Origin of the sequence: Burkholderia perseverans, assembly GCF_022870505.1 — a bacterium.
Classification (GTDB): domain Bacteria; phylum Pseudomonadota; class Gammaproteobacteria; order Burkholderiales; family Burkholderiaceae; genus Burkholderia; species Burkholderia plantarii.
The window spans coordinates 3,925,758-3,948,938 of record NZ_CP045094.1; the positions used below are offsets into that span (position 1 = coordinate 3,925,758).

The 23,181-nt window shown below is 71.1% G+C and carries 20 protein-coding genes; 16 read left to right on the top strand and 4 right to left on the bottom strand.

The window, feature by feature from the left end:
- Nucleotides 1-137: 137 nt before the first annotated feature.
- Nucleotides 138-461: a DUF1840 domain-containing protein gene (locus BpN12_RS32035; protein ID WP_246796104.1), complete on the bottom strand. Its 324-nt coding sequence runs from the start codon at nt 459-461 to the stop codon at nt 138-140.
- 199 nt (nt 462-660) lie between these two features.
- Here BpN12_RS32035 and argS point away from each other — a divergent pair, with 199 nt between their 5' ends.
- The 5 genes from argS to BpN12_RS32060 all read left to right on the top strand — a co-directional run bounded on the left by argS (nt 661) and on the right by BpN12_RS32060 (nt 6,637).
- Nucleotides 661-2,445: an arginine--tRNA ligase gene (argS, locus tag BpN12_RS32040; protein ID WP_246796105.1), complete on the top strand. Its 1,785-nt coding sequence runs from the start codon at nt 661-663 to the stop codon at nt 2,443-2,445.
- 90 nt (nt 2,446-2,535) lie between these two features.
- Complete coding sequence (locus BpN12_RS32045; protein ID WP_246796106.1) at nt 2,536-3,327, top strand: SPOR domain-containing protein; 792 nt, start codon at nt 2,536-2,538, stop codon at nt 3,325-3,327.
- A gap of 47 nt (nt 3,328-3,374) precedes the next feature.
- Nucleotides 3,375-4,013: a thiol:disulfide interchange protein DsbA/DsbL gene (locus BpN12_RS32050; RefSeq protein WP_246796107.1), complete on the top strand. Its 639-nt coding sequence runs from the start codon at nt 3,375-3,377 to the stop codon at nt 4,011-4,013.
- Between the two features lie 28 nt (nt 4,014-4,041).
- Nucleotides 4,042-4,824, top strand: coding sequence for an SDR family oxidoreductase (locus BpN12_RS32055; RefSeq protein WP_070108004.1), 783 nt, complete (start codon nt 4,042-4,044; stop codon nt 4,822-4,824).
- A 223-nt stretch (nt 4,825-5,047) separates the two neighbouring features.
- Nucleotides 5,048-6,637 (top strand): ABC transporter substrate-binding protein, encoded by a 1,590-nt coding sequence (locus tag BpN12_RS32060; RefSeq protein WP_246796108.1) that lies wholly within the window; start codon nt 5,048-5,050, stop codon nt 6,635-6,637.
- Nucleotides 6,638-6,684: 47 nt separating this feature from the next.
- Here the strand turns inward: BpN12_RS32060 and BpN12_RS32065 are convergent, their stop codons facing one another.
- Nucleotides 6,685-7,782, bottom strand: a complete 1,098-nt coding sequence (locus BpN12_RS32065; RefSeq protein ID WP_246796109.1) for an MBL fold metallo-hydrolase — start codon at nt 7,780-7,782, stop codon at nt 6,685-6,687.
- Between the two features lie 865 nt (nt 7,783-8,647).
- On the opposite strand from BpN12_RS32065, the gene can reads away from it, so the two are divergent.
- From can to bioB, 9 genes are all read left to right on the top strand, one after another.
- A complete protein-coding gene (gene can, locus BpN12_RS32070; protein WP_246796110.1) occupies nt 8,648-9,418 on the top strand; it encodes a carbonate dehydratase in 771 nt (256 codons plus the stop codon).
- The gene (locus BpN12_RS32075) at nt 9,405-10,598 is read left to right on the top strand and encodes an acetyl-CoA C-acetyltransferase (protein WP_246796111.1); all 1,194 of its coding nucleotides are present in this window, start codon (nt 9,405-9,407) and stop codon (nt 10,596-10,598) included. Before can ends, BpN12_RS32075 begins: the two co-directional genes overlap by 14 nt.
- Before the next feature lie 25 nt (nt 10,599-10,623).
- Nucleotides 10,624-11,301, top strand: a complete 678-nt coding sequence (locus tag BpN12_RS32080) for an SDR family oxidoreductase (RefSeq protein WP_042626146.1) — start codon at nt 10,624-10,626, stop codon at nt 11,299-11,301.
- Between the two features lie 5 nt (nt 11,302-11,306).
- Nucleotides 11,307-11,768 (top strand): YchJ family protein, encoded by a 462-nt coding sequence (locus BpN12_RS32085; RefSeq protein ID WP_246796112.1) that lies wholly within the window; start codon nt 11,307-11,309, stop codon nt 11,766-11,768.
- A gap of 106 nt (nt 11,769-11,874) precedes the next feature.
- Nucleotides 11,875-13,173, top strand: a complete 1,299-nt coding sequence (locus BpN12_RS32090; protein WP_246796113.1) for a dienelactone hydrolase family protein — start codon at nt 11,875-11,877, stop codon at nt 13,171-13,173.
- A 579-nt stretch (nt 13,174-13,752) separates the two neighbouring features.
- Nucleotides 13,753-15,096 carry an adenosylmethionine--8-amino-7-oxononanoate transaminase gene (gene bioA / locus BpN12_RS32095; protein ID WP_246796114.1) on the top strand — a complete coding sequence of 448 codons (1,344 nt, stop codon included), beginning with the start codon at nt 13,753-13,755 and terminating at the stop codon, nt 15,094-15,096.
- On the top strand, nt 15,093-16,295 hold the full coding sequence (bioF, locus tag BpN12_RS32100; protein ID WP_246796115.1) for an 8-amino-7-oxononanoate synthase: 1,203 nt from the start codon (nt 15,093-15,095) through the stop codon (nt 16,293-16,295). The genes bioA and bioF overlap by 4 nt, the downstream gene beginning before the upstream one ends.
- Nucleotides 16,292-17,038, top strand: coding sequence for a dethiobiotin synthase (bioD, locus tag BpN12_RS32105; RefSeq protein WP_246796116.1), 747 nt, complete (start codon nt 16,292-16,294; stop codon nt 17,036-17,038). Before bioF ends, bioD begins: the two co-directional genes overlap by 4 nt.
- Nucleotides 17,039-17,073: 35 nt before the next feature.
- Nucleotides 17,074-18,153 (top strand): biotin synthase BioB, encoded by a 1,080-nt coding sequence (gene bioB / locus BpN12_RS32110; protein ID WP_246796117.1) that lies wholly within the window; start codon nt 17,074-17,076, stop codon nt 18,151-18,153.
- Between the two features lie 93 nt (nt 18,154-18,246).
- Here the strand turns inward: bioB and BpN12_RS32115 are convergent, their stop codons facing one another.
- On the bottom strand, nt 18,247-18,954 hold the full coding sequence (locus BpN12_RS32115; protein WP_246796118.1) for a copper homeostasis protein CutC: 708 nt from the start codon (nt 18,952-18,954) through the stop codon (nt 18,247-18,249).
- A 264-nt stretch (nt 18,955-19,218) separates the two neighbouring features.
- On the opposite strand from BpN12_RS32115, the gene BpN12_RS32120 reads away from it, so the two are divergent.
- Nucleotides 19,219-19,479: a hypothetical protein gene (locus tag BpN12_RS32120; RefSeq protein ID WP_246796119.1), complete on the top strand. Its 261-nt coding sequence runs from the start codon at nt 19,219-19,221 to the stop codon at nt 19,477-19,479.
- 324 nt (nt 19,480-19,803) lie between these two features.
- On the opposite strand, the gene BpN12_RS32125 is transcribed toward BpN12_RS32120, so the two are convergent.
- Nucleotides 19,804-21,096: a sensor domain-containing phosphodiesterase gene (locus BpN12_RS32125; protein ID WP_425306338.1), complete on the bottom strand. Its 1,293-nt coding sequence runs from the start codon at nt 21,094-21,096 to the stop codon at nt 19,804-19,806.
- 274 nt (nt 21,097-21,370) lie between these two features.
- On the opposite strand from BpN12_RS32125, the gene BpN12_RS32130 reads away from it, so the two are divergent.
- A complete protein-coding gene (locus BpN12_RS32130; RefSeq protein WP_246796120.1) occupies nt 21,371-23,044 on the top strand; it encodes a Na+/H+ antiporter in 1,674 nt (557 codons plus the stop codon).
- Nucleotides 23,045-23,181 lie beyond the last annotated feature (137 nt).

Consider the following 23,181-nt stretch of genomic DNA (forward strand, 5'->3'; position numbering starts at 1 on the left):
CAATCGGCGGGCCGCCGCGGCCCGCCTGCTTCGCGCGACGCGCACAAAAAAGCCCGCTTCCAGGAAGCGGGCTTTTCGATGGGCGACCGGCCCGTGGCCGCGCCGCGCCGGGCGCCTCTTGCCGGCCCCGGCGGGGCTCAGAAGCCCCAGTGGACGTCGGCGTTCTGCGCCTTGGCCGCGCGCAGCATGCCGAGGAACGGCGCGACGCGCTGCGCCACGCTCGGCGCGACTTCATGATGGGCGTGGTCGTTTTCGTCCTCGTGGAAGTGGCCACCGTGCTCGGCGCTCGCGCGCCGCGCCTGGTCGGTGACCGCTTCGAGCTTCGCGATCGCGCCATCCAGTTCGTCATGGGTGATGACGCCGCGCTCGCCCAGCTGTTTGCCGACGATGCCCAGCACGTACACCGCGAAATCCTTCAGGACGTCGAGGTCCTGTGCCGCCTTGCTCTTGAACGTAATCATGATCGCCATTTCCTTTCAGCTTGTTGTGCGTGCCGGCACCGGGGCCGGCTGGCGCGGGTCCGTTGGGCGCGCGCCGACGCCTTGCGTCTGAGCGGCATATTAGCACCTGTTAAAATTCAGCGATCCCTGAAACGCGCGCCGTCCGGCGCGCCGTCGGGCCGGTCCGCGAGGGCCGCCGACATCGACCCTTTCCGACCGCATGCTGCCTGCCCAAAAACACATTCTCGAAACCCTGCTCGCCGACAGCGTGAAGCAGGTCGTCCAGGCCCTGAAAGGCGAGGCCGACGCCGCGTTCGTGGCGCCCGCCATCGCGCTCGAGCGCCCCAAGGCCGCCGCGCACGGCGACGTGGCCTGCAACGTCGCGATGCAGCTGGCCAAGCCGCTCGGCACCAACCCGCGCCAGCTCGCCGAGAAGATCGTCGCGGCCATCACGGCGCAGCCGGCCGCGGCCGGCCTCGTCGAGGCCGCCGAGATCGCCGGCCCCGGCTTCATCAACCTGCGCCTGTCGGCGGCCGCCAAGCAGGCCGTGATCGGCGCGGTGTTCGCCGAACGCGACGCATTCGGCCGCTCGGAGCGCGACGCGGGCCGCCGCGTGCTGCTCGAGTTCGTCTCGGCCAATCCCACCGGCCCGCTGCACGTCGGCCACGGCCGCCAGGCCGCGCTCGGCGACGTGCTCGCCAACGTGCTGGCGAGCCAGGGCTACGCCGTGCATCGCGAGTTCTACTACAACGACGCCGGCGTGCAGATCGGCAACCTCGCGCTGTCCACCCAGGCGCGCGCGCGCGGCCTCAAGCCGGGCGATGCCGCGTGGCCCGAGGCCGCCTACAACGGCGAGTACATCGCCGAGATCGCGCGCGAGTACCTGGCCGGCGCCACGGTGGCCGCGAGCAACGGCGAGCCGGTGACGGGCAAGGGCGACGTGGAGGATCTCGAGGCGATCCGCAAGTTCGCGGTCACCTACCTGCGCCGCGAGCAGGACATCGACCTGAAGGCGTTCGGCGTCAGGTTCGACCAGTACTACCTCGAGTCGTCGCTGTACGAGGAAGGCCGCGTCGAGCAGACCGTACAGGCGCTGATCGCGGCCGGCATGACCTACGAGCAGGACGGCGCGCTGTGGCTGCGCACCACCGACGAGGGCGACGACAAGGACCGCGTGATGCGCAAGTCCGACGGCACCTACACCTACTTCGTGCCCGACGTCGCCTATCACGTCGCCAAATGGCAGCGCGGCTTCACCAAGGTCATCAACATCCAGGGCTCGGACCACCACGGCACCATCGCGCGCGTGCGCGCCGGCCTGCAGGGCCTGCATATCGGCATCCCGCAGGGCTACCCCGACTACGTGCTGCACAAGATGGTCACCGTGATGCGCGACGGCCAGGAAGTGAAGCTCTCGAAGCGCGCCGGCAGCTACGTGACGGTGCGCGACCTGATCGAATGGTCGGGCGGCGCCACGCCGGACTCGGAAGTCTCGCCCGACCAGCTCGACGAGGCCATCATCACGCGCGGGCGCGATGCCGTGCGTTTCTTCCTGATTTCTCGCAAGGCCGACACGGAATTCGTGTTCGATATCGATCTCGCGCTGAAGCAGAACGACGAGAATCCGGTCTACTACGTCCAGTACGCGCATGCCCGCATCTGCTCGGTGATGAACGAGTGGAAGTCGCGCCACGGCGCCGACGAGGCGATGCTGGCCGGCGCCGATCTCGCGCCGCTCGACAGCCGCGCCGCGATGTCGCTGCTGCAGAAGCTGGCCGAGTATCCGGACATGCTGACGCACGCGGCCGGCGAACTCGCGCCGCACGCGGTCGCGTTCTACCTGCGCGAACTCGCGGGCGAGTTTCACTCGTTCTACAATGCGGAGCGCGTTCTCGTCGACGACGAGGCGCAGCGCACCGCGCGCATCGCGCTGCTGGCCGCGACGCGCCAGGTGCTCGCGAACGGCCTCGCGGTGCTCGGCGTATCGTCGCCGAGCAAGATGTAAGCCGCCGGGCCGGGCATCCGACGGCCGCGCCCCTCGCGCGGCCGCTCCACGTTTCCCGTTTCACGACTCTTTTAGCAGGTGACTCAAGCAATGGCACAACCGCGCCGCACGTCGAAACCCTCGAAACAAGCCGGAGGAACCTTTCTTGGCATCGTGCTGGGCCTGATCGTCGGCCTCGCGATCGCCGTGGTGGTCGCGCTGTACATCACGCGCGCGCCGTCGCCGTTCGTCTCGAAGGTCGCCCCGCCCGCCGACAACGCCAACGGCGCGAGCCAGCCGCAGCAGTTCGATCCGAACCGCGCGCTGCAGGGCAAGACGCCGGGCCAGCCGGTGCCGCCGCAGGCCGCCCAGCCGGCCCCGCCGAACACCGCGCCAGGCCAGGCCGCGAACCAGACGCAGCCGCCGCTGCTGCCCGAGCCGCAAATCGTCGAGGTGCCGGGCGCGAACCCGGCCGACAGCAACGGCGTGGCCGTCGCGCCGAAGCCGGCCGACAACACGCCGCCGGCGAAGAAGCCGCAGGCCGCCGCCGACAACGCGACCTCGCAGCCGAAGGCCGCGCAGCAGCCGCCGAAGGCCGGCTCGACCGCCACCGCCGCGAACCCGCCGGCCAAGTCCGGCTCGGGCCCCACGGCCGCCGACGCGAACAGCGGCTACTTCCTGCAGGTCGGCGCCTACAACACCGAGGGCGACGCCGAGCAGCAGCGTGCGCGGCTCGGCTTCCAGGGCTTCGAGTCGAAGGTGTCCAAGCGCGACCTGAACGGCGTCACCTACTATCGCGTGCGGATCGGACCGTTCAACAAGTTCGAGGATATGAACTCCGCGCGCCAGCGGCTGTCCGATGCCGGTGTCGATACCGCCGTGATCCGCTTCACGAAGCAATGAGAACCGGCCGGCCGTGACCGGCTCCTGCAACCGTTCGAAAAACCAACATGAAAAAACTGCTCAGCACGCTGTTCCTCTCCATCGGCCTCATTGCGGGCGCGGCCCACGCGTCGCCGTCGGCGCCCGTGGCCGGCAAGGACTACGAGGTGATGAAGGCGCCGCAGCCGGTGTCGGCGCCGGCCGGCAAGGTCGAGGTCATCGAGTTCTTCTGGTACGGCTGCCCGCACTGCTACGAGTTCGAGCCGACGCTCGAGGCGTGGGTCAAGAAGCAGGGCGACAACATCGTGTTCAAGCGCGTGCCGGTGGCGTTCCGCGACGACTTCCTGCCGCATTCGTCGATGTACTACGCGCTGAACGCGCTGGGCGTGGCCGAGAAGGACACGCCGGCCGTGTTCAACGCGATCCACAAGGAAAAGAACTACCTGCTGACGCCGCAGGCGCAGGCCGACTTCCTCGCCACGCAGGGCGTCGACAAGCAGAAGTACCTCGCCACCTACAACTCGTTCAGCGTGCAGGGCCAGGTGAAGCAGGCCGGCGAGCTGCTCAAGAGCTACAACATCGACGGCGTGCCGACCGTGGTGATCCAGGGCAAGTACAAGACCGGCCCGTCCTACACGAACAGCGTCGAGAACACGCCGGCCGTGCTCGACTACCTGGTCAAGCAGGTCAAGGACAAGAAGCTCTGATCCCCCGCTCCCGCTCGCGGACGCCGGCATGACCGCTCCCCTCAAGGTCTTCATCACCGGCGCCTCGAGCGGCCTCGGGCTCGCGCTCGCCGAGGCCTACGCCCGGCAGGGCGCGACGCTCGGGCTGGTCGCGCGCCGCGCCGAGCCGCTCGCCGCGTTCGCGCGGCAACATCCCTCCCTCACCGTCTCGATCCATCCCGCCGACGTGCGCGACGCGGCCGCGCTGCAGCGCGCCGCCGACGCGTTCGTGGCCGCGCACGGCTGGCCCGACGTGGTGATCGCGAACGCCGGCGTGAGCCGCGGCGCGATCACCGGCGAGGGCGACCTCGACGCGTTCCGCGAGATCATGGAAGCGAACTGGTTCGGCATGGTCGCCACCTTCGAGCCGTTCGTGGCCGCGATGCGCGCCGCGCGGCACGGCACGCTGGTCGGCGTGGCGAGCGTGGCCGGGGTGCGCGGGCTGCCCGGCTCGGGCGCCTACAGCGCCTCGAAATCGGCCGCGCTGAAGTACCTGGAAGCGCTGCGCGTCGAACTGCGGCCAGCCGGCGTCGGCGTGGTCACGATCGCGCCCGGCTACATCCGCACGCCGATGACCGAGCACAACCCGTATCCGATGCCGTTCCTGATGGACGCCGACCGCTTCGCCGAGCGGGCCGTGCGCGCGATCGCGGCGCAGGACGCGTTTCGCGTGATCCCGTGGCAGATGGGGATCGTCGCGAAGCTGCTGCACGTCGCGCCGCGCTGGCTCTACGACCGCGTGTTCGAGAAGGCGCCGCGCAAGCCGCGCGCGCCCGGCACGAAGCCCGACTGAGCGCCGCCGCGCGCCGCGTTCGTGTCACCTTCGCGCCGCTTTCGCTCCGATCCCGCCGCCTCCGCGCCCGGCGTCTCCGCACCGGCGCCGGCCCCGCCGCGATCGCCGCCGGCGCGCTCACGCGCGTTCACGCCGCGCGTTTTTTGACGGTATGCTAGTCGACCGGTGCCCGGCGAACCCGCCGCCGCACCTCGACAACCGCCCTGCCCACCCGGGAGATTCCATGCGTTTCACGATGCTCGCCGCCGCCGCGCTCGTCGCCGCCGCCCCTCTCCTCGCCACCGCCAAGCCGCTGACGGTGTGTACCGAAGCGAGCCCGGACGGCTTCGACGTCGTGCAGTACAACTCGCTCGTCACCACCAACGCGTCGGCCGACGTGATCTTCAACACGCTCGTGTCCTACGACGAGGCGACGAAGAAGGTGGTGCCGGCGCTGGCCGACAAGTGGGACGTCAGCGCAGACGGGCGCACCGTCACGTTCCATCTCCGCCCGAACGTCGCGTTCCAGAGCACCGACTACTTCAAGCCGACGCGCGCGCTCGACGCCGACGACGTGGTGTTCAGCTTCGCGCGCATGCTCGACAGCGACAACCCGTGGCACAAGGTGGCCGGCCCGAGCGGCTTCCCGCACGCGCAGTCGATGGGGCTCGTCAAGCTCGTCAAGTCGGTCACCAAGGTGGACCCGCAGACGGTGAAGTTCGAGTTGAACGAGCCGAACGCGACCTTCGTGCCGATCCTGACGATGGGCTTCGCCTCGATCTACTCGGCCGAATACGCGGACCAGCTGCTGAAGGCCGGCAAGCAGGCCGACCTCAACGCGAAGCCGATCGGCACCGGGCCGTTCGTGCTGAAGAGCTACACCAAGGACGCGCTGATCCGCTACGACGCGAACCCGACCTACTGGGGCAGCAGGCCGAAGGTGGACCGGCTGATCTACGCGATCACGCCCGACGCGTCGGTGCGCGCGCAGAAGGTGAAGGCCGGCGAATGCCAGATCGCGCTGTCGCCGAAGCCGCAGGACGTGGCCGCCGCGAAGGCCGACAAGGCGCTGAAGGTGGTGGAGACGCCGGCCTTCATGACCGCGTTCGTCGCGCTGAACACCGAGCACAAGCCGCTCGACAATCCGAAGGTGCGCGAGGCGCTCAACCTCGCGTTCGATCGCGCGACCTACCTGAAGGTGGTGTTCGACAACACCGCGACGCCGGCCACCAACCCGTATCCGCCCAACACCTGGAGCTATGCGAAGTCGGTGTCGCCGTATCCGTATGACCCGGCGAAGGCCAAACAGCTGCTGGCCGCGGCCGGCTTCCCGAACGGCTTCTCGACCACCATCTGGGTGCGCCCGACGGGCAGCGTGCTGAACCCGAACCCGAAGGCCGGCGCCGAGCTGCTGCAGGCCGACTTCGCGAAGATCGGCGTGAAGGCCGAGGTGAAGGTGATCGAATGGGGCGAGCTGATCAAGCAGGCCAAGCTCGGCCAGCACGACATGCTGTTCATGGGCTGGGCCGGCGACAACGGCGATCCGGACAACTACCTGACGCCGCTGTTCAGCTGCAACGCCGTGAAGTCGGGCATCAACTTCGCGCGCTTCTGCGACGCGCAGCTCGACAAGCTGATCGCCAACGGCAAGGAAACCGCCGATCAGGCCAGGCGCACCAAGGCCTATGAAGCCGCGCAGAAGATCATCCACGACCAGGCGCTGTGGATTCCGCTCGGCTACCCGACCGCGTCGGCCATCACGCGGCCGAACGTGAGCGGATATCACGTCAGCCCGTTCGGCCGCCAGAACTTCGCCGAGGTGTCGGTGCAGTAACGGTTGCGGCGCGCGCCTGCCGGTGCCGGCCGGCGCGCGCGCGTTCATCAGCCCGCGCTCGCGGCTCCCTGCGCCGGCCGGAACCGGAACACGCCATCCGCGCCCGTCTCGCGCGCCAGCTCGCCCGCCAGCCACAGCAGATGCAGATGCGCGATCGCCTCGCCGAGCGCGAACGTCAGCTGATGCACGTCCAGCTCGCGCCGGCGGAACATCACCGGCACCACGTCGGCGGCGCTCGTCGGCCGCTCGGCGCACAGCGCGCGGACCTCGTCGAGGCGCGCGGCATGATGCTCGCGCAGCTGCGCGATGCGCGTGCGCACGCCGCGAAACGGCTTGCCGTGCGACGGCAGCACCAGCGTGTCGGCCGCCATCGGCTCGTAGCGCGCGAGCGAATCGAGGTAGAGCTGGAGCGGGTTGCCTTCCGGTTCGAGATCGAACACCGAGACGTTGGTCGAGATCCGCGGCAGCACCATGTCGCCCGAGATCAGCAGCTGCTCGTCGGCGCAGTGCAGCGCGCAATGCTCGGGCGAGTGGCCGAAGCCCGTCACCACCTGCCAGCGGCGCGCGCCGATCGCGAGCGTGTCGCCCTCGCGCAGCCGGCGGTAGCGCGGCGGCACGGCCGGCACCAGGTCCGCGTAGTAGTGGGTGCGGTTGCGCAGCTTGTCGAGCTTCGCCTCGTCGGCCAGGCCGTGCCGCGCGAAATGCTCGGCCGCCGCGTGGCCGCCCGCGTTCGAGCCGTTGCCCGAGGCCATCACGTTGCCGAACAGGTATTCGCCGAGCGTCATCCACAGCCGCACCTGCCAGCGCGCGCGCGCGCCGCCCTCGCAGATCCAGTTGGCGAGCCCGAAGTGGTCGGGATGGCAGTGCGTGACGATCACGCGCAGCACCGGCAGGCCCTCCAGGTGCGTGTCGAAAATGTGCTCCCAGTGACGGCGGATCTCGTCCGAGGCGATCCCGCAGTCCACCACGGTCCAGCCCGCCTGCCCGTCGAGTTCGTCGCGCAGCAGCCAGAGGTTGATGTGGTCGAGCGAGAACGGCAGCGGCATGCGCAGCCACCGCACGCCGGGCGCCACCTCCAGGAACTCGCCCGGCTCGGGCAGCGTGTCGGCGAACGGATAGTCGAGTTGGTGTTCCAGTGCGTTCATGTCGTCTCGTGTCTCGTGTCGTGCGCCGGCGGGGACGGCGTGGGGATCGTCGCCCGATTCTAGCGCGTGCGGCGCGCGGTCGTTCCGGGGCCGGCCACGTCGAGCGCCTTCCGGCGCCCCGCTCCTCCGCCACCCCAACAAAAAAAGTTCGCTGCGCGATCGCCCGCGAACCGCGCCGCTTGCCGACAATTGCGCGATTCGTCGGCCAATCCCGGCGATTCGGCCGCCCGCGCGCCGCGCCGTCCGGCGCCCGGGCCGCGGCAACCGCCGGGGGTGGCGGTAAAATGGCGGCTCGCCCCAGCCACAAGCCCGGACGGACCATGCCTCGCTTTCCCACGCTGCTACCCTCGCAGACCGGTTTCGACGTCGCCCGGACGATGCCCGACGGGTTCGGTCGCCATTGCCGGATCGCTCGCGACGCGGCCATCGAGGCGAAGGCACGGTTCGAGGCGGCCGGCCGGCAGGCGATCGACACCGGGTTCGGCCCGTTCGGCGAGGCGTTCGACTTGCGGCCCGCCGTGCCGGCACGACGCGCGGGAATACGGCGACGCGATTCGCAAGCGCGCCGCGGGATTCGATCGGCCCGCGCGACCTCCTCCCAGCCACCCGCGGGCCGTTCCTGCCCGGCGCCCAGCGCGTGCGCGCGGTGCTCGTCGCCCGGCATCCGGACGGCCTCGAGCCGGCGCGCCGGCAGGACGGCCTGGACCGGCCTCGGCGCGGCGAGCTGCCCGACTTTTTCCCCTATGATGCGTCGCCGCGGTTTCGCACGCGCCGTGCCGAGCGCTTCGCCGGGTACGGCGCGGCCCCGGCCGCCCCGCGCGCGGCCCGAGCCCGGCGACGCCTCCCCCTCCCACGGATCCTCGCGATGACCACCAACGCCCACCCGCTCTCCGACCTGTTCGAGAACAACGAGACCTGGGTCAACCGCAAACTCGCCGAAGATCCGCACTTCTTCGAGCGCCTGAAGGACCAGCAGGCGCCGGAATACCTGTGGATCGGCTGCTCCGATTCGCGCGTGCCGGCCAACCAGATCGTCGGGCTGCAGCCCGGCGAGGTGTTCGTCCATCGCAACATCGCCAACGTGGTGGTCCACAGCGACCTGAACTGCCTGTCGGTGGTGCAGTTCGCCGTCGACATCCTGAAGGTCAAGCACATCATGGTGGTGGGCCACTACGGCTGCTCGGGCGTGAACGCGGCGCTGAACAACCGCCGCGTCGGGCTGGCCGACAACTGGCTGCACCACGTGCAGGACGTGCGCGACAAGCACGCGGCGCTGCTCGACGAGTGGCCGCTCGGCGAGGCGCGCTACCGCCGCCTGATCGAGCTGAACGCGATCGAGCAGGTGGTCAACCTGTGTCGCACGACGATCGTCGGCGACGCCTGGGCGCGCGGCCAGGCACTGTCGGTACACGGCCTCGTGTACGGCGTACACGACGGCAGGATGCGCAACCTCGGCATGACAGTCTCGTCGCCCGAGGCGCTGCAACCCGTTCATCGCCGCTGCGTCGACGCTTTGTCGGCGGGGCGCGCACTGTCGGCGGACAACGATATGGTCGCGGCCGATGCGGCGAAGCTCGCCGACGTCGCCGAACAGGTCGCGAATACTCTGAAGGAGACGAAACATGACAACTGCTGAACGTGATCCGGTCGTAATCGCCGCGGCGGCACGCACGCCGATTGCGAGTTTCCAGGGCGGCTTCGCGCCGCTCACCGCGCCGCAGCTCGGCACCGCCGCGATCGCCGCGGCGCTCGAACGCGCGGGCCTCGCGCCCGAGCAGGTCGAGGAAGTGGTGATGGGCTGCGTGCTGCCCGCCGGGCTGGGCCAGGCGCCCGCGCGCCAGGCCGCGCTCGGCGCGAAGCTGCCGCTCGCCACCGGCTGCACCACCGTCAACAAGATGTGCGGCTCGGGCATGCGCGCGGCGATGTTCGCGCACGACATGCTGCTGGCGGGCTCGGCCTCGGTGATCGTGGCGGGCGGCATGGAGAGCATGACCAACGCGCCGTACCTGCTGCCGAAGGCGCGCGGCGGGATGCGCATGGGCCATGGCGAGGTACTCGACCACATGTACTTCGACGGGCTCGAGGACGCCTACGAGCGCGGCCGGCTGATGGGCACCTTCGCCGAGGAATGCGCGGCCGAATACGGCTTCACGCGCGAAGCGCAGGACGCCTACGCGATCGAGTCGCTGGCGCGCGCCAAACGCGCCAACGAGGACGATTCGTTCGCGTGGGAAATGGTGCCGGTCACCGTCACGACCCGCAAGGGCGAGACCGTGGTGGCACGCGACGAGCAGCCGTTCAGCGCGAAGCCCGAGAAGATCCCCACGCTGAAGCCGGCGTTCGGCCCGAACGGCACCGTGACGGCCGCCAACGCCTCGTCGATCTCCGACGGCGCGGCCGCGCTGGTGATGATGCGCGCGTCGACGGCCGAGCGGCTCGGCGCCACGCCGCTCGCGCGCGTGGTGGCCCACAGCACGTTCGCGCAGGCCCCGTCGCGCTTCACCACGGCGCCGGTGGGCGCGCTGCGGCGCCTGTTCGAGCGCACCGGCTGGCGGCCGTCCGACATCGACCTGTTCGAGATCAACGAGGCGTTCGCGGTGGTGGCGATGGCCGCCATGAAGGAGCACGGCCTCGCGCACGAACGCGTCAACGTGAACGGCGGCGCCTGCGCGCTCGGCCACCCGATCGGCGCCTCGGGCGCGCGCATCGTCGCCACGCTGATCGGCGCGCTGCGCGCGCGCGGCGGCAAGCGCGGCGTGGCGAGCCTCTGCATCGGCGGCGGCGAGGCCACGGCGATGGCCGTCGAACTGATCTGATCGCCTTCAACCCGGAGAATCCTTGATGAAAACCGTCCTGATCGTCGGCGCATCGCGCGGCCTCGGAAGGGAGTTTGTCCGCCAGTACCGGCGTGACGGATGGAACGTGATCGCGACGGCGCGCGACGCGGCCTCGCTCGAGGCGCTGCGCGCGCTCGGCGCGACCGCGCATGCGCTCGACGTGACCGATGCGAACCAGCTCGCCGGCTTCGGCTGGAAGCTCGACGGCGAACGGCTCGACGCCGCGGTGCTGGTGTCGGGCGTGTACGGCCCGCGCACGCAGGGCGTCGAGCTGATCGACGCGGCCGACTTCGACGCGGTGATGCACACCAACGTGCTGGCCCCGATGCAGCTGCTGCCGATCCTGCTGCCGCTGGTCGAGGACGCGCACGGCGTGCTGGCCGTGCTGTCGAGCCTGATGGGCAGCACCGCGAGCCTGACCGGCACCACCGGCTGGCTCTATCGCGCGAGCAAGGCCGCGCTCAACAACGTGATCCGCGTGGGCTCACTGCAGACGCGCGACGCGGCCTGCCTGTCGCTGCACCCGGGCTGGGTGCGCACCGACATGGGCGGCGCCGAAGCCGGGCTCGACGCCGAGACCAGCGTGACCGGCATGCGCCGCGTGATCGCGCGCGCCGCCGCCGGGCCGGGCGCCGCCAACGGCCGCTTCTTCCAGTACGACGGCACCGAACTCGCATGGTAATCAGGATGACCGATCGTTCTTCCGCCGCCTCCGCCGCCTCCACCACTTCGGCCGCGCGCCCCGAGCTGTGTCCGTGCGGCGGCGCGCAGCCGGGCCGGCGGCCCGAACGCGCGCCGCGCTACGCGGCCTGCTGCGGGCGCCTGGTGGACGGCGGCACGCCGGCCGCGAGCGCCTGGGAACTGATGCGCTCGCGCTACACCGCCTACGTGCTCGGCGACACGCGCTACCTGCGCGCCACCTGGGATCCCGCCACCTGCCCGGCCGATCTCGACGCCGACGGCGGCCCGCGCTGGCTCGGCCTCGACATCAAGCGCCACGTCGAGCAGGACGCCGCGCACGCGCTCGTCGAGTTCGTGGCGCGCTACAAGGAGGGCTCGCGCGCGCACCGGCTGCACGAGACGAGCCGCTTCTCGCGCGACGAACACGGAATCTGGCGCTATATCGACGGAGAACTCAGCGAACGCTGAGTCGACGCCGACGCGGCGGAGGCCGGGTTATTCCCGCATTGCACAAGCCGATTTTGTCGGGCTAGGATGGACCCGGTTTCAAACGTTACGGGTTCCGGGCCACGACATGGTGTTGAGCAAGGTGTTTGCAGGTTGGATGGCGGCATGCGTGCTGTCGGCCGCCCAGGCCGGCACCCTGTCGACGCCCGCGGGCGGGGTCGAAACGCTCGCGCCCGGCGCCGCGACGCAGGCGGCCGCACCGGCCGAGGCCGGCCCGCTGGCCGCCGAACGTTTCGACTACAACGAGCCCGGCCTGCCGCAGATCACGGCCGACATGAACGAGCAGATCATCCGGATTCCCGTCGAGGGCGATCCCGGCGTGACGCTCGAAGCCACCGTCTACAAGCCGAACGGCCCCGGGCCGTTCCCGCTCGTCGTCTTCAACCACGGCAAGAACCCCGGCGACCTGCACGACCAGCCGCGCAGCCGGCCGCTCGCGTTCGCGCGCGAATTCGTGCGGCGCGGCTATGCCGTGGTGGCGCCGAACCGCGAGGGCTTCGCGGGCTCGGGCGGCAGCTACGTGCAGGAAGGCTGCGACGTCGAACGCAACGGCATGGCGCAGGCGCGCGACGTCAGCTCGACGGTGGCCTGGATGTCGAAGCTGCCCTACGTGGACGCGAGCCGGATCGTGGTGGCCGGCACCTCGCACGGCGGGCTCGTCTCGCTCGCCTACGGCACGGTGGCCGCCAAGGGCGTGCGCGGCATCATCAACTTCTCGGGCGGGCTGCGCCAGGATCTCTGCGAAGGCTGGCAGAAGACGCTGGTGGGCGCGTTCAACAGCTACGGCGAGGAAACCCGCGTGCCGTCGCTGTGGATGTACGGCGACAACGATTCGGTCTGGTCCCCGGCGCTCGTCGAGCAGCTGCGCGAGGCCTACGTCTCGCACGGCGCGAGCACGCTGTTCGTCGACTACGGCGTCTACAAGGACGATGCGCACCGGCTGATCGTCGATCGCGACGGCGTGCCGATCTGGTGGCCGTCCGTCAACGCGTTCCTGGCCGAACTGCGCCTGCCCACCACCGTGCTCTACGCGGTGGCCTGCCCGCACACGCCGTCGGCCTCCGGCTACGCCTCGATCGACGCCGTCAACGCGGTGCCCTACCTCGACGCGGCCGGCCGCGACGGCTACCGCCACTTCCTGAACCAGCATCCGAGCCGCGCGTTCGCCGTGTCGGCCGAGGGCGCGTGGTCGTGGGCCGAGGGCGGCGACGATCCGATGGCGCTCGCGCTCGAGAACTGCCGCAAGCAGGGCGCCGGCGCCTGCCGGCTCTACGCCGTGGACGATCACGTGGTCTGGCGCGGCGACGGCACCGAGGCGACCGCCGCGGCCACGCCGGCCGACGCGCACGCGCTGGCGAGCCGCTGACGGCCAGCAGCCCTGCCCGTGGTGCTGGCAACGGCCCGCCGACGATTTTTTTTCTCTGCGTTCTCCCCCGTCTGATTGATCCGCGCGCCGCTGCGGCGGGTACGCGACGCCCGCCGACGATTTTTCGCGTCGTGCGCTTCGCATCGACACGCGCCGCGTCGGCCGTCACGCGCGGCGCACCGCCGGCATCCGCCCATCGCGCCCCATCATCGCCACCGCGAAATCCGCGTCCACCGTCGTCCTGCCTTCACGATCCCGCCCCATCATTCGGCCCGCGCTCGTGCCGTCCGCGCCCGTGCTTTCCGTCCGTCGGGTGTCGACCGATCGGTGTCGTCATCTGCGGCCTATTCGACACATCGCGCCCGAACCGTCGCCAGCACCCCGAAACCTCGCCGAACGCCATGCCGGACAAGGCTCGGCACGTTTGTAACCAATGCTGCGCCGGGGCGCGAATCGCGCTACTCTCTGCCCCGTTTTGGTTTTGCACGCAGGCGCGCGCCCGCGCGCGGCAGCCGCTGCCGCCGCCCTTTTTTCGTCCGCCCGGACCCCGCCGCGCCGCGTCCCGTTCCGGAGCCGTTTTTGAGCACACAACCCGACGACTGGGTTGCGCGCAGCCTGCGCGCAGTCTGGCATCCCTGTACGCAGATGAAGCACCACGAGCGCATGCCGCTCGTGCCCGTGGCGCGCGGCGCCGGCCCGTGGCTCTACGACCACTCGGGCGCGCGCTACCTCGACGCGATCAGCTCGTGGTGGGTCAACCTGTTCGGCCATGCGAACCCGCGCATCAACGCGGCGCTGAAGACGCAGCTCGACACGCTCGAGCACGCGATGCTGGCCGGCTGCACGCACGAGAGCGCGATCGAGCTGGCCGAGCGCCTCGCCGCGCTGACCGGGCATACGCTCGGCCATGCGTTCTTCGCCTCGGACGGCGCCTCCGCCGTCGAGATCGCGCTGAAGATGAGCTTCCACGCCTGGCGCAACGGCGGCCGCGCCGACAAGCGCGAGTTCGCCTGCGTGGCGAACGGCTATCACGGCGAGACGGTCGGCGCGCTCGGCGTGACCGACGTGGCGCTGTTCAAGGACGCCTACGATCCGCTGATCCGCCAGGCCCACGTGGTGGCCTCGCCCGACGCGCGCCAGGCCGCGCCCGGCGAGAGCGCGGCCGAGGTCGCCGCGCGCGCGCTGGCCGACGTCGAGCGGCTGTTCGCCGAACGCGCCGGCGCGATCGCCGCGCTGATCGTCGAGCCGCTCGTGCAGTGCGCGGCCGGCATGGCGATGCACGACCCGTCGTACCTGAGCGGGCTGCGCGCGCTGTGCGACCGCTACCAGGTCCACCTGATCGCCGACGAGATCGCCGTGGGCTGCGGGCGCACCGGCACCTTCTTCGCCTGCGAGCAGGCCGGCGTGTGGCCCGACTTCCTGTGCCTGTCGAAGGGCATCAGCGGCGGCTACCTGCCGCTCTCGCTGGTGCTGTCGCGCGACGCGATCTACGAAGCGTTCTACGACGACGACACCACGCGCGGCTTCCTGCACTCGCACTCGTACACCGGCAACCCGCTCGCCTGCCGCGCCGCGCTCGCCACGCTCGACCTGTTCGCGGCCGACGATGTGCTGGCCGCCAACGCGCGCAAGTCGGCGCGGCTGCGCGAGGCGCTCGCGCCGCTCGGCGCGCGCGACGAGGTGCGCCACCTGCGCGAGCGCGGCACGATCTTCGCGTTCGACGTCGCGCTCGAGCCCGAGGCCGCGCGCGGCTTCTCGCGGCGCTTCTTCGAGCAGGGCCTGCGCCGCGAGCTGCTGCTGCGCCCGATCGGCACCACCGTCTACCTGATGCCGCCCTACGTGCTCGGCGACGACGAGATCGACTGGCTCGCCGCGCGCACGCGCGAGACGCTCGACGCCACGCTGGCCGAGGCGCGCGCATGAGCCCGACACCGAACCTGCTCGCCGCGCTCGAACGCGGCCTGGCCGAGATCGACGCGCAGGGGCTGCGCCGCGTGCGCCGCACCGCCGACACCGCGTGCAGCGCGCACATGACGGTGGACGGCCGCGAGATCGTCAGTTTCGCGAGCAACGATTACCTGGGCCTGGCCGCGCATCCCTCGCTCGTCGAGGCGTTCGCCGAGGGCGCGCGGCGCTACGGCTCCGGCAGCGGCGGCTCGCACCTGCTGGGCGGCCATTCGCGCGCGCACGCCGCGCTCGAGGACACGCTCGCCGAATTCGCCGGCGGCTTCAGCGCCGCGCCGCGCGCGCTCTACTTCAGCACCGGCTACATGGCGAACCTCGCCGCGCTGACCGCGCTGGTGGGGCGCGGCGCCGCGATCTTCTCCGACTCGCTGAACCACGCCTCGCTGATCGACGGCGCGCGGCTCTCGCGCGCCGAGATCCACGTCTATCCGCACGGCGACATGGACGCGCTGTCGGTGCAGCTGGCCGCCTCCGACGCCGAGATCAAGCTGATCGTCTCCGACACCGTGTTCAGCATGGACGGCACCATTGCGCCGCTGGCGCGGCTCGTCACGCTGGCCGAGGCGCACGGCGCCTGGCTGGTGGTGGACGACGCGCACGGCTTCGGCGTGCTCGGCCCGCAGGGGCGCGGCGCGCTGGCCGAATACGCGCTGCGCTCCGACCAGCTGATCTACGTGGGCACGCTCGGCAAGGCCGCCGGCGTGGCCGGCGCGTTCGTGATCGCGCACGAGACCGTGATCGAGTGGATGATCCAGCGCGCGCGCAGCTACATCTTCACCACCGCCGCGCCGCCCTCGGTCGCGCACGCCGTGTCGGCCAGCCTCGCCGTGATCGGCGGCGCCGAGGGCGACGCGCGGCGCGCCCACCTGGCCGCGCTGATCGAGCGCACGCGCGCGATCCTGCGCGGCACGCGCTGGCAGCCGATCGACTCGGCCACCGCCGTGCAGCCGCTCGTGATAGGCGAGAACGACGCCACGCTCGCCGCGATGCGCGCGCTCGACGCGCACGGCCTGTGGGTGCCCGCGATCCGGCCGCCCACCGTGCCGGCCGGCACCTCGCGGCTGCGCATCTCGCTGTCCGCCGCGCATTCGTTCGACGACCTGGCGCGGCTCGACACGGCGCTCGCCGCCGCCGGCGCCGCGGAGGCCGCCGCATGAGCACGCCGACGCAGACCCGCACCGGCGCTGGCGCGCTGTCGTGCTTCGTGACCGGCACCGACACCGAGATCGGCAAGACCTTCGTATCGGCCGCGCTGCTGCACGGCTTCGCGCGGCACGGCCTGCGCGCCGCCGCGATGAAGCCGGTCGCGGCCGGCGCCGAGGAACGCGACGGCGTGCTGCACAACGACGACGCCGACCAGCTCGACGCGGCCGCAAGCGTCGCGCTGCCGCCCGCGATCCGCACGCCGTTCATGCTGAAGGCGCCGGCCGCGCCGCACATCGTGGCCGCGCACGAAGGCGTGACGCTCGACATCGACACCATCGTGGCCGCGCACGCGACGGCCTGCGAAGGCGCCGACGTGGTGGTGGTGGAGGGCGTCGGCGGCTTTCGCGTGCCGCTCGGCGACACGCTCGACACCGCCGACCTGGCCGTCGCGCTGAAGCTGCCCGTGGTGCTGGTGGTGGGCGTGCGGCTCGGCTGCATCAACCACGCGCTGCTCACCGCCGACGCGATCGCCGCGCGCGGCCTGACCATCGCGGGCTGGGTGGCCAACCGCGTCGACCCGGCCATGCTCTACGCCGACGAGAACATCGCCACGCTCACCCAATGGCTCGCGCGCGAGCACGCCGCGCCGCTGCTTGGCGAGATCGCGCACCTGACACCGCCCGCGCCCGAACTGGCCGCGGGCTCGCTCGACATCGAACGGCTCGTCGCGGCGCTCGCCGCCGCACGGCCGTGATCCCCCGTTCCCCGCTCCTTACCGAGGATCCCACCATGACCCAAGCCCAGACCGTGACCACGGACGCGACGAAGACGCCCGAAGCGGTGCCCGTCGGCATGCCGAGCGCGCCGCGCTGGCGCGTCGCCGACGTCGTCAAGCTCTACGAACTGCCGTTCAACGACCTGCTGTTCCGCGCCCAGCAGGTGCATCGCGAGCACTTCGACGCCAACGCGATCCAGCTCTCCACGCTGCTGTCGATCAAGACCGGCGGCTGCGAGGAGGATTGCGGCTACTGCTCGCAGTCCTCGCATCACGAGACCGAGCTGAAGGCCGGCAAGCTGATGGACGTGAGCGCCGTGCTCGACGCCGCGCGCGCCGCCAAGGCCAACGGCGCGACGCGCTTCTGCATGGGCGCCGCGTGGCGCAGCCCGAAGGAGCGCCATATCGAGCCGCTCGCCGAGATGGTCCGCGGCGTGAAGGAGATGGGCCTCGAGACCTGCATGACGCTCGGCATGCTCGACGACGGCCAGGCGCAGGCGCTGTCCGACGCCGGCCTCGACTACTACAACCACAACCTCGACACCTCGCCCGAGTTCTACGGCCAGGTGATCTCGACGCGCACCTACCAGGACCGCCTCGACACGCTCGACCGCGTGCGCGACGCCGGCATCAACGTCTGCTGCGGCGGCATCATCGGCATGGGCGAATCGCGCCGCGAGCGCGCCGGGCTCATCACGCAGCTCGCGAACATGAACCCGTATCCGGAATCGGTGCCGATCAACAACCTCGTCGCGATCAAGGGCACGCCGCTCGAGAACACCGCGCCGCTCGATCCGCTCGAATTCGTGCGCACCATCGCCGTGGCGCGCATCACGATGCCGAAGGCGATGGTGCGGCTGTCGGCCGGGCGCGAGCAGCTCGACGACGCGATGCAGACGCTGTGCTTCCTGGCCGGCGCGAACTCGATGTTCTACGGCGACCAGCTGCTGACGACGAGCAACCCGCAGGCGCAGAAGGACCGCGACCTGCTCGCGCGGCTCGGCATGCGCGCCGAGGCGGCGCAGCAGATGCCGGTGGACACCGCGGCCGACGCGGTGACGTGCGCGCACGCGCCGGGGCCGGTGGCGAACTGACGTGGTTGAGGTCGATCGACTGATCGACCGGTACCGAAATCGGCGTGTCGCGATAAGCGGCGCGCCGATTTTGTTTTTGGGGCGCAGCGCAGTTCAGCGCACCGCGTCGAGCGTCGCGCGCACCTTCGCGACCAGCCGGCCTTCCACCGGCCCCCACACCTCGCCGCGCTCGCGCACGCCCGAGCCGAGATGCACGGCCCGCACGCCGGTCGCGCGCACGAAATCACCGATCGACTCCACTTTCAGGCCCGCGCCGGCCAGCACCTGGCACGCACTGCCCTGCGCGCGGCGCACCAGGCGCGCGATCGTCTCGCGGCCGTCGAGCGCCGACGGATGGCCGCCCGAGGTCAGCACCGTCCTGACCGCCGGCGTGTTCAGCAGGAGGTCGAACGCCGCGTTCAGGTCGCGCGAGACGTCGAACGCGCGATGGAACGTGATCGGCTTGCCGCCCGCCGCGTCGGCGATGCGGGCCAGCGCGGCGGTGTCCACGTCGCCATGGCCGTTCAGCGCGCCGAACACGATGCCGGCCGCGCCCGCCGCCACCGCCGCGCGCGTGTCGCGTTCGAGGATCGCCATCTCCTCGGGCGTGTAGACGAAGCCGCGGCCGTGCGAGCGCACGATCACGTTGACGGGAATCGGCAGCGCCGCCGTGACCGCCTCGATCAGGCCGATGCTCGGCGTGAGGCCGCCCTCGGACAGGCCGGTGGCGAGTTCGATGCGGTCCGCCCCGGCACGCGCGGCGGCCTGCGCGTCGGAGAGCGTCGTGGCGATGACTTCGAGCAGGATCGGCGCGGTGGACATGCGAAGGCTCCGGGTTCGGTTGGACGGTGGAGCGGACATCGTAACCGAGGCGCGGCGATCGGCGTGAGAGGGGTGCGGGAGAGGCGTGGGCAGCCGTGCGGACCCGTTGCGGAGCGCCCCGTGCAGGCCGGTCGCGCGGGCCGGACGCGGCCGTGCCGCGCGATGCGAACCGGAGTCGATATGCCGCCGGGAAAGCGGGCACGGCGCGGCCGACAATGCGTGACGGGAACCCGCGCCGGCCACGGCGCCAAGCGAGGTGCGAAAGTGAAAAACCTGTTCGTCACGGTCCTTGCGATCACGCTCGTCATACCGGTATTTCTCGTCATCGTCAGCCTCGACGCGATTCCCCGCTGGCTCGTCAGCGGCCCGGGCCGCGCGCTGCTGGCGCCGCTGTGCCGCCTGTTCGCCGCGCTCGGCGCGGCGCGCTGCGCGGACGTGGCAGTCGGCGTGCTGCTGGCTGTCAGCTTCGTGGTCGCGCTGGCGGTGGTGGCGGGCGGCGCCGCGCTGTGGCGTGCCGCGCGGTAATCGTGATCGAGGCCCGCCCGATTCACACGTCATGCTTGCCCGGTGCTTCGGCATCGGCCGGCTCCGTCAATCCAGACGGTGCTCGGGCGCCCCGGCACCGGCTCCGTTCCGCGGCGGAATCTGCCGCTGGTGAAACCGCGAGCCCGTTATCGATGCCATCGGACGATGGCCGCACGTGATTGCCGGAACCGGCGGATGCACTCCTGCAAACCGGCGTCGACGTGCCGGCCTACGTCAGGCCGGCGTGATGCCGCCCGATCGCGGCAGAAGCACGCCGGGTAACGCAGCGCACGCTCGCCGGCAGCCGCGCGGCCCGCCCCCCGCCTACCCCACCCGTTCCGTCTCCGGCCAGTCGATATCCCCGCACAGCACGCACAGCGAATCGGCGATCCGGATCGCAATCGACAGCGTCACGCACGGCAGCGCCTCGTTGATCGACAGATACGGCTTCGTCACATGCACGCGCTGCGGCTCGGCGATCGCCGCGCGGAAGTACGGCCGGCGCAGCCAGTTCGCGCCCTGCGCGTCCGACAGCGGCGCGAAGCGCATCTCGTGCAGCGCGCGATCGGCGCGCCGCACCACGTTGCTGCCGGCCTGCCGCCCCTGCGCGTCGAGCAGGAAGCAGCGCGCCGCGTCGTCGAGCGAGAGGAAATTCCAGCACACCTCGTCGAGCGACTCGCCGGCCGAGAGCCGCTCGGCCGCGCGCTCGAACGCGCGCAGGTACGGCGCGATGCGCTGCGCGTCGCGCCGCTCGCGCGCCTCGGTCTGGGTGCGGTAGCGCTCGGTCAGCTCGCCGATGCAGGCCGACGCGGTGGCGCCGTCGGTCAGCCCCGGCGCCGGCCGGCCGAAAAAGTAGCCCTGCACGAAATCGGCCTCGCAGGCGAGCGCGACCTGCGCGTCGTGCTCGGTCTCGATGCCCTCGATCAGCACCAGCTTGCCGGCCTCGTGCAGCAGCGTGACGAGCCCGTGCAGGATCGCGGTCTGGCCGCTGCGGTGCTGCGCGTGGGACAGCATGATGCGGTCGAGCTTGACGATGTCGGGGTTCAGCTGCCAGATCCGCTCGATGTTCGAATGGCCGGCGCCGAAATCGTCGAGCGCGATCAGGAAACCGTGCGCGCGAAACGCCTTGACGGCCTCGGCGAGCCGGTCGATGTCGTCGGCGCGCTGCTCCAGCACCTCCAGCACCACGCGCCGCGGCGAGATGCCGAGCCGCTTCAGGTTCGCGAGCAGCGCGGCGCCCTGGAACGGATCGGTCAGCACGCCCGGATGGACGTTCAGGAACAGCCACTCGCGCTCGGCGCCGAGCAGCGAGAAGTTCTCGAGATGCAGCGCCTGCGCGAGCCGGTCCACCTGCATCACGTCGCCGTGCCGCGCCGCCTCGCCGAACACGTCCACCGGCGCGACCACCCGGTCGAGCGCATCGTGCGCGCGCAGCAGCCCCTCGTAGCCGACCGCGCGCTGGTGCGACAGGCTGAAGATCGGCTGGAACATGCTCGACAGCGACAGGTCGCGATGGCGCGTCGCGACGCGCTCGAAACCGGACGTGACCTCGCGCTCGAAGCGGTATGCCGATCCCGACACCGGCACCGGGCGCTCCTGCTGAATCGTCATCACCATTGGGCGACCCTCCTGACAGTCGGCGCCGCGACCGGCGTTCGACGCGATATCGATGAACCCATCTTTCGCACCCTCGTGTTATGCCGCGACATGTTGTTGGTCAGTAATAAGCAAGCTCCGTGCTCACCGCCACCCCGGCCCGCGCCGTGCGAACCGCGCCGCATGCCTGCTGGCGGGGCTCGCCCGCACCAAACCGGTGCGCGACGGCACGCCACGGTTCGCCCGCGCGCGCTACACTCGGCCGGTCCCCGCTTTCGAATACCCTGCACCCTCGATGGAAATCGTCTTCACCGTCCTGATCCTGCTGCTCGCCGTGGCGCTGTCCGGCATCGCGATCCGGCTGCTGCCGCGGCGCCCGCCGCTGCCGCTGATGCAGATCGCGTTCGGCGCCGCGCTGGCCTGGCCGCGCCTGAACCTGCACGTCACGTTCGATCCCGAGATCTTCATGCTGCTGTTCATCCCGCCGCTGCTGTTCGCCGACGGCTGGCGGATTCCGAAGCGCGAGCTCTACCTGCAGCGGCGCGCGATCCTGATGCTCGCGTTCGGGCTGGTGTTCATCACCGTGGTGGCGGTCGGCTATTTCGCGCACTGGCTGATTCCGGAGCTGCCGCTGCCGGTGGCGTTCGCGCTCGCCGCGGTGCTCTCGCCCACCGACGCGGTGGCGCTGTCGGGCATCGCCGGACGCGGCCGGATTCCGCCGCAGCTGATGCACATCCTGGAAGGCGAGGCGCTGATGAACGACGCGTCGGGCCTGGTCGCGCTGAAGTTCGCGATCGCCGCCGCGCTCACGGGGCTGTTCTCGCTGCGCGACGCCTCGATCACGTTCGTGATCGTCGCCTCGGGCGGGCTCGCGGTGGGCGCGCTGCTGGCCTGGCTGTTCAGCGCGCTTTCCACGCGCTTCCTGAACGCCGCGCAGGAGGGCGACCCGGCGCCCGGCATCGTGATGACGCTGCTGATCCCGTTCGCGTCCTACCTGATCGCCGAGCACTTCGGGCTGTCGGGCATCCTGTCGGCGGTGGCGGCCGGGATGATGATGAACTACACGAGTTTCTCGCGCAGCAGCACGGTGGCCGCGCGCGTGCGCGCCGAGAGCACCTGGTCGATGATCGAGTTCGTGTTCAACGGCATGGTGTTCATCATGCTGGGCCTGCAGATGCCGCAGATCATCGGCCGCGCGCTGCTGTCGGCGCACCACGAGAGCAACGCGCGGATGCTCGCGATGATCGGCTACGTGGTCGCGATGCTGGTCGCGCTCTACGCGATCCGCTTCGCCTGGATCTGGCTGCTGCGCTCGATCGCGAGCCGCCGCGTGGCACGGCGCGGCATGCCCGGCACCATGCCGGGCTTTCGCACCATCTCGCTGATGACGGTGGGCGGCGTGCGCGGCGCGGTCACGCTGGCCGGCGTGCTGTCGCTGCCGGTCGCGCTCGGTAACGGCGCGCCGCTGGCCGGCCGCGACACCGCGATCTTCATCGCCTCGGGCGTGATCCTCGGCTCGCTGCTGGTGGCCGTGGCCGGGCTGCCGCTGCTGCTGCGCGGGCTGCGCAGCGTGCCGCATCCGCATGCGCACGAGGAACGCGCCGCGCGCGCGGCCGCCGCGCAGGCCGCGATCCGCGCGATCGACGCGACCCACGACACGCTGACCGCCGACCTCGACGAAGCCGACGCCGCGCGCTGCGCCGACATCACCGCGCGCGTGATGGACCTGTACCGGCGGCGCCTGGTGGCGCTCGACGAGGGCGAGGATGCCGTGACGCTGCGCGCCGAGGCGAAGCAGGCCGAGCGCATGGAGCTGCAGATGAAGATCGCGGCGGTGCGCGCCGAACGCGCGGCGCTGTACCGGCTGCGCACCGAACAGCGGATCAACGACGAGACGCTATCCAAGCTGATGCGCGAGGTCGATCTGTCGGAGACGGCGCTGTCGACGCGCAAGAAGGGGCTGGTTTGAGTGTCTGGGGGGACAGGAGGCGGCGGCTGAGACGGGCGCGTGAGCGGGAGATGGCGCCCCGGGGCACGAGGATGACGTGAGGCCCGCCTCGTTCGCATGGGACGGGCCGCCCGCGTCTCGCGAACGACATGCGCCTC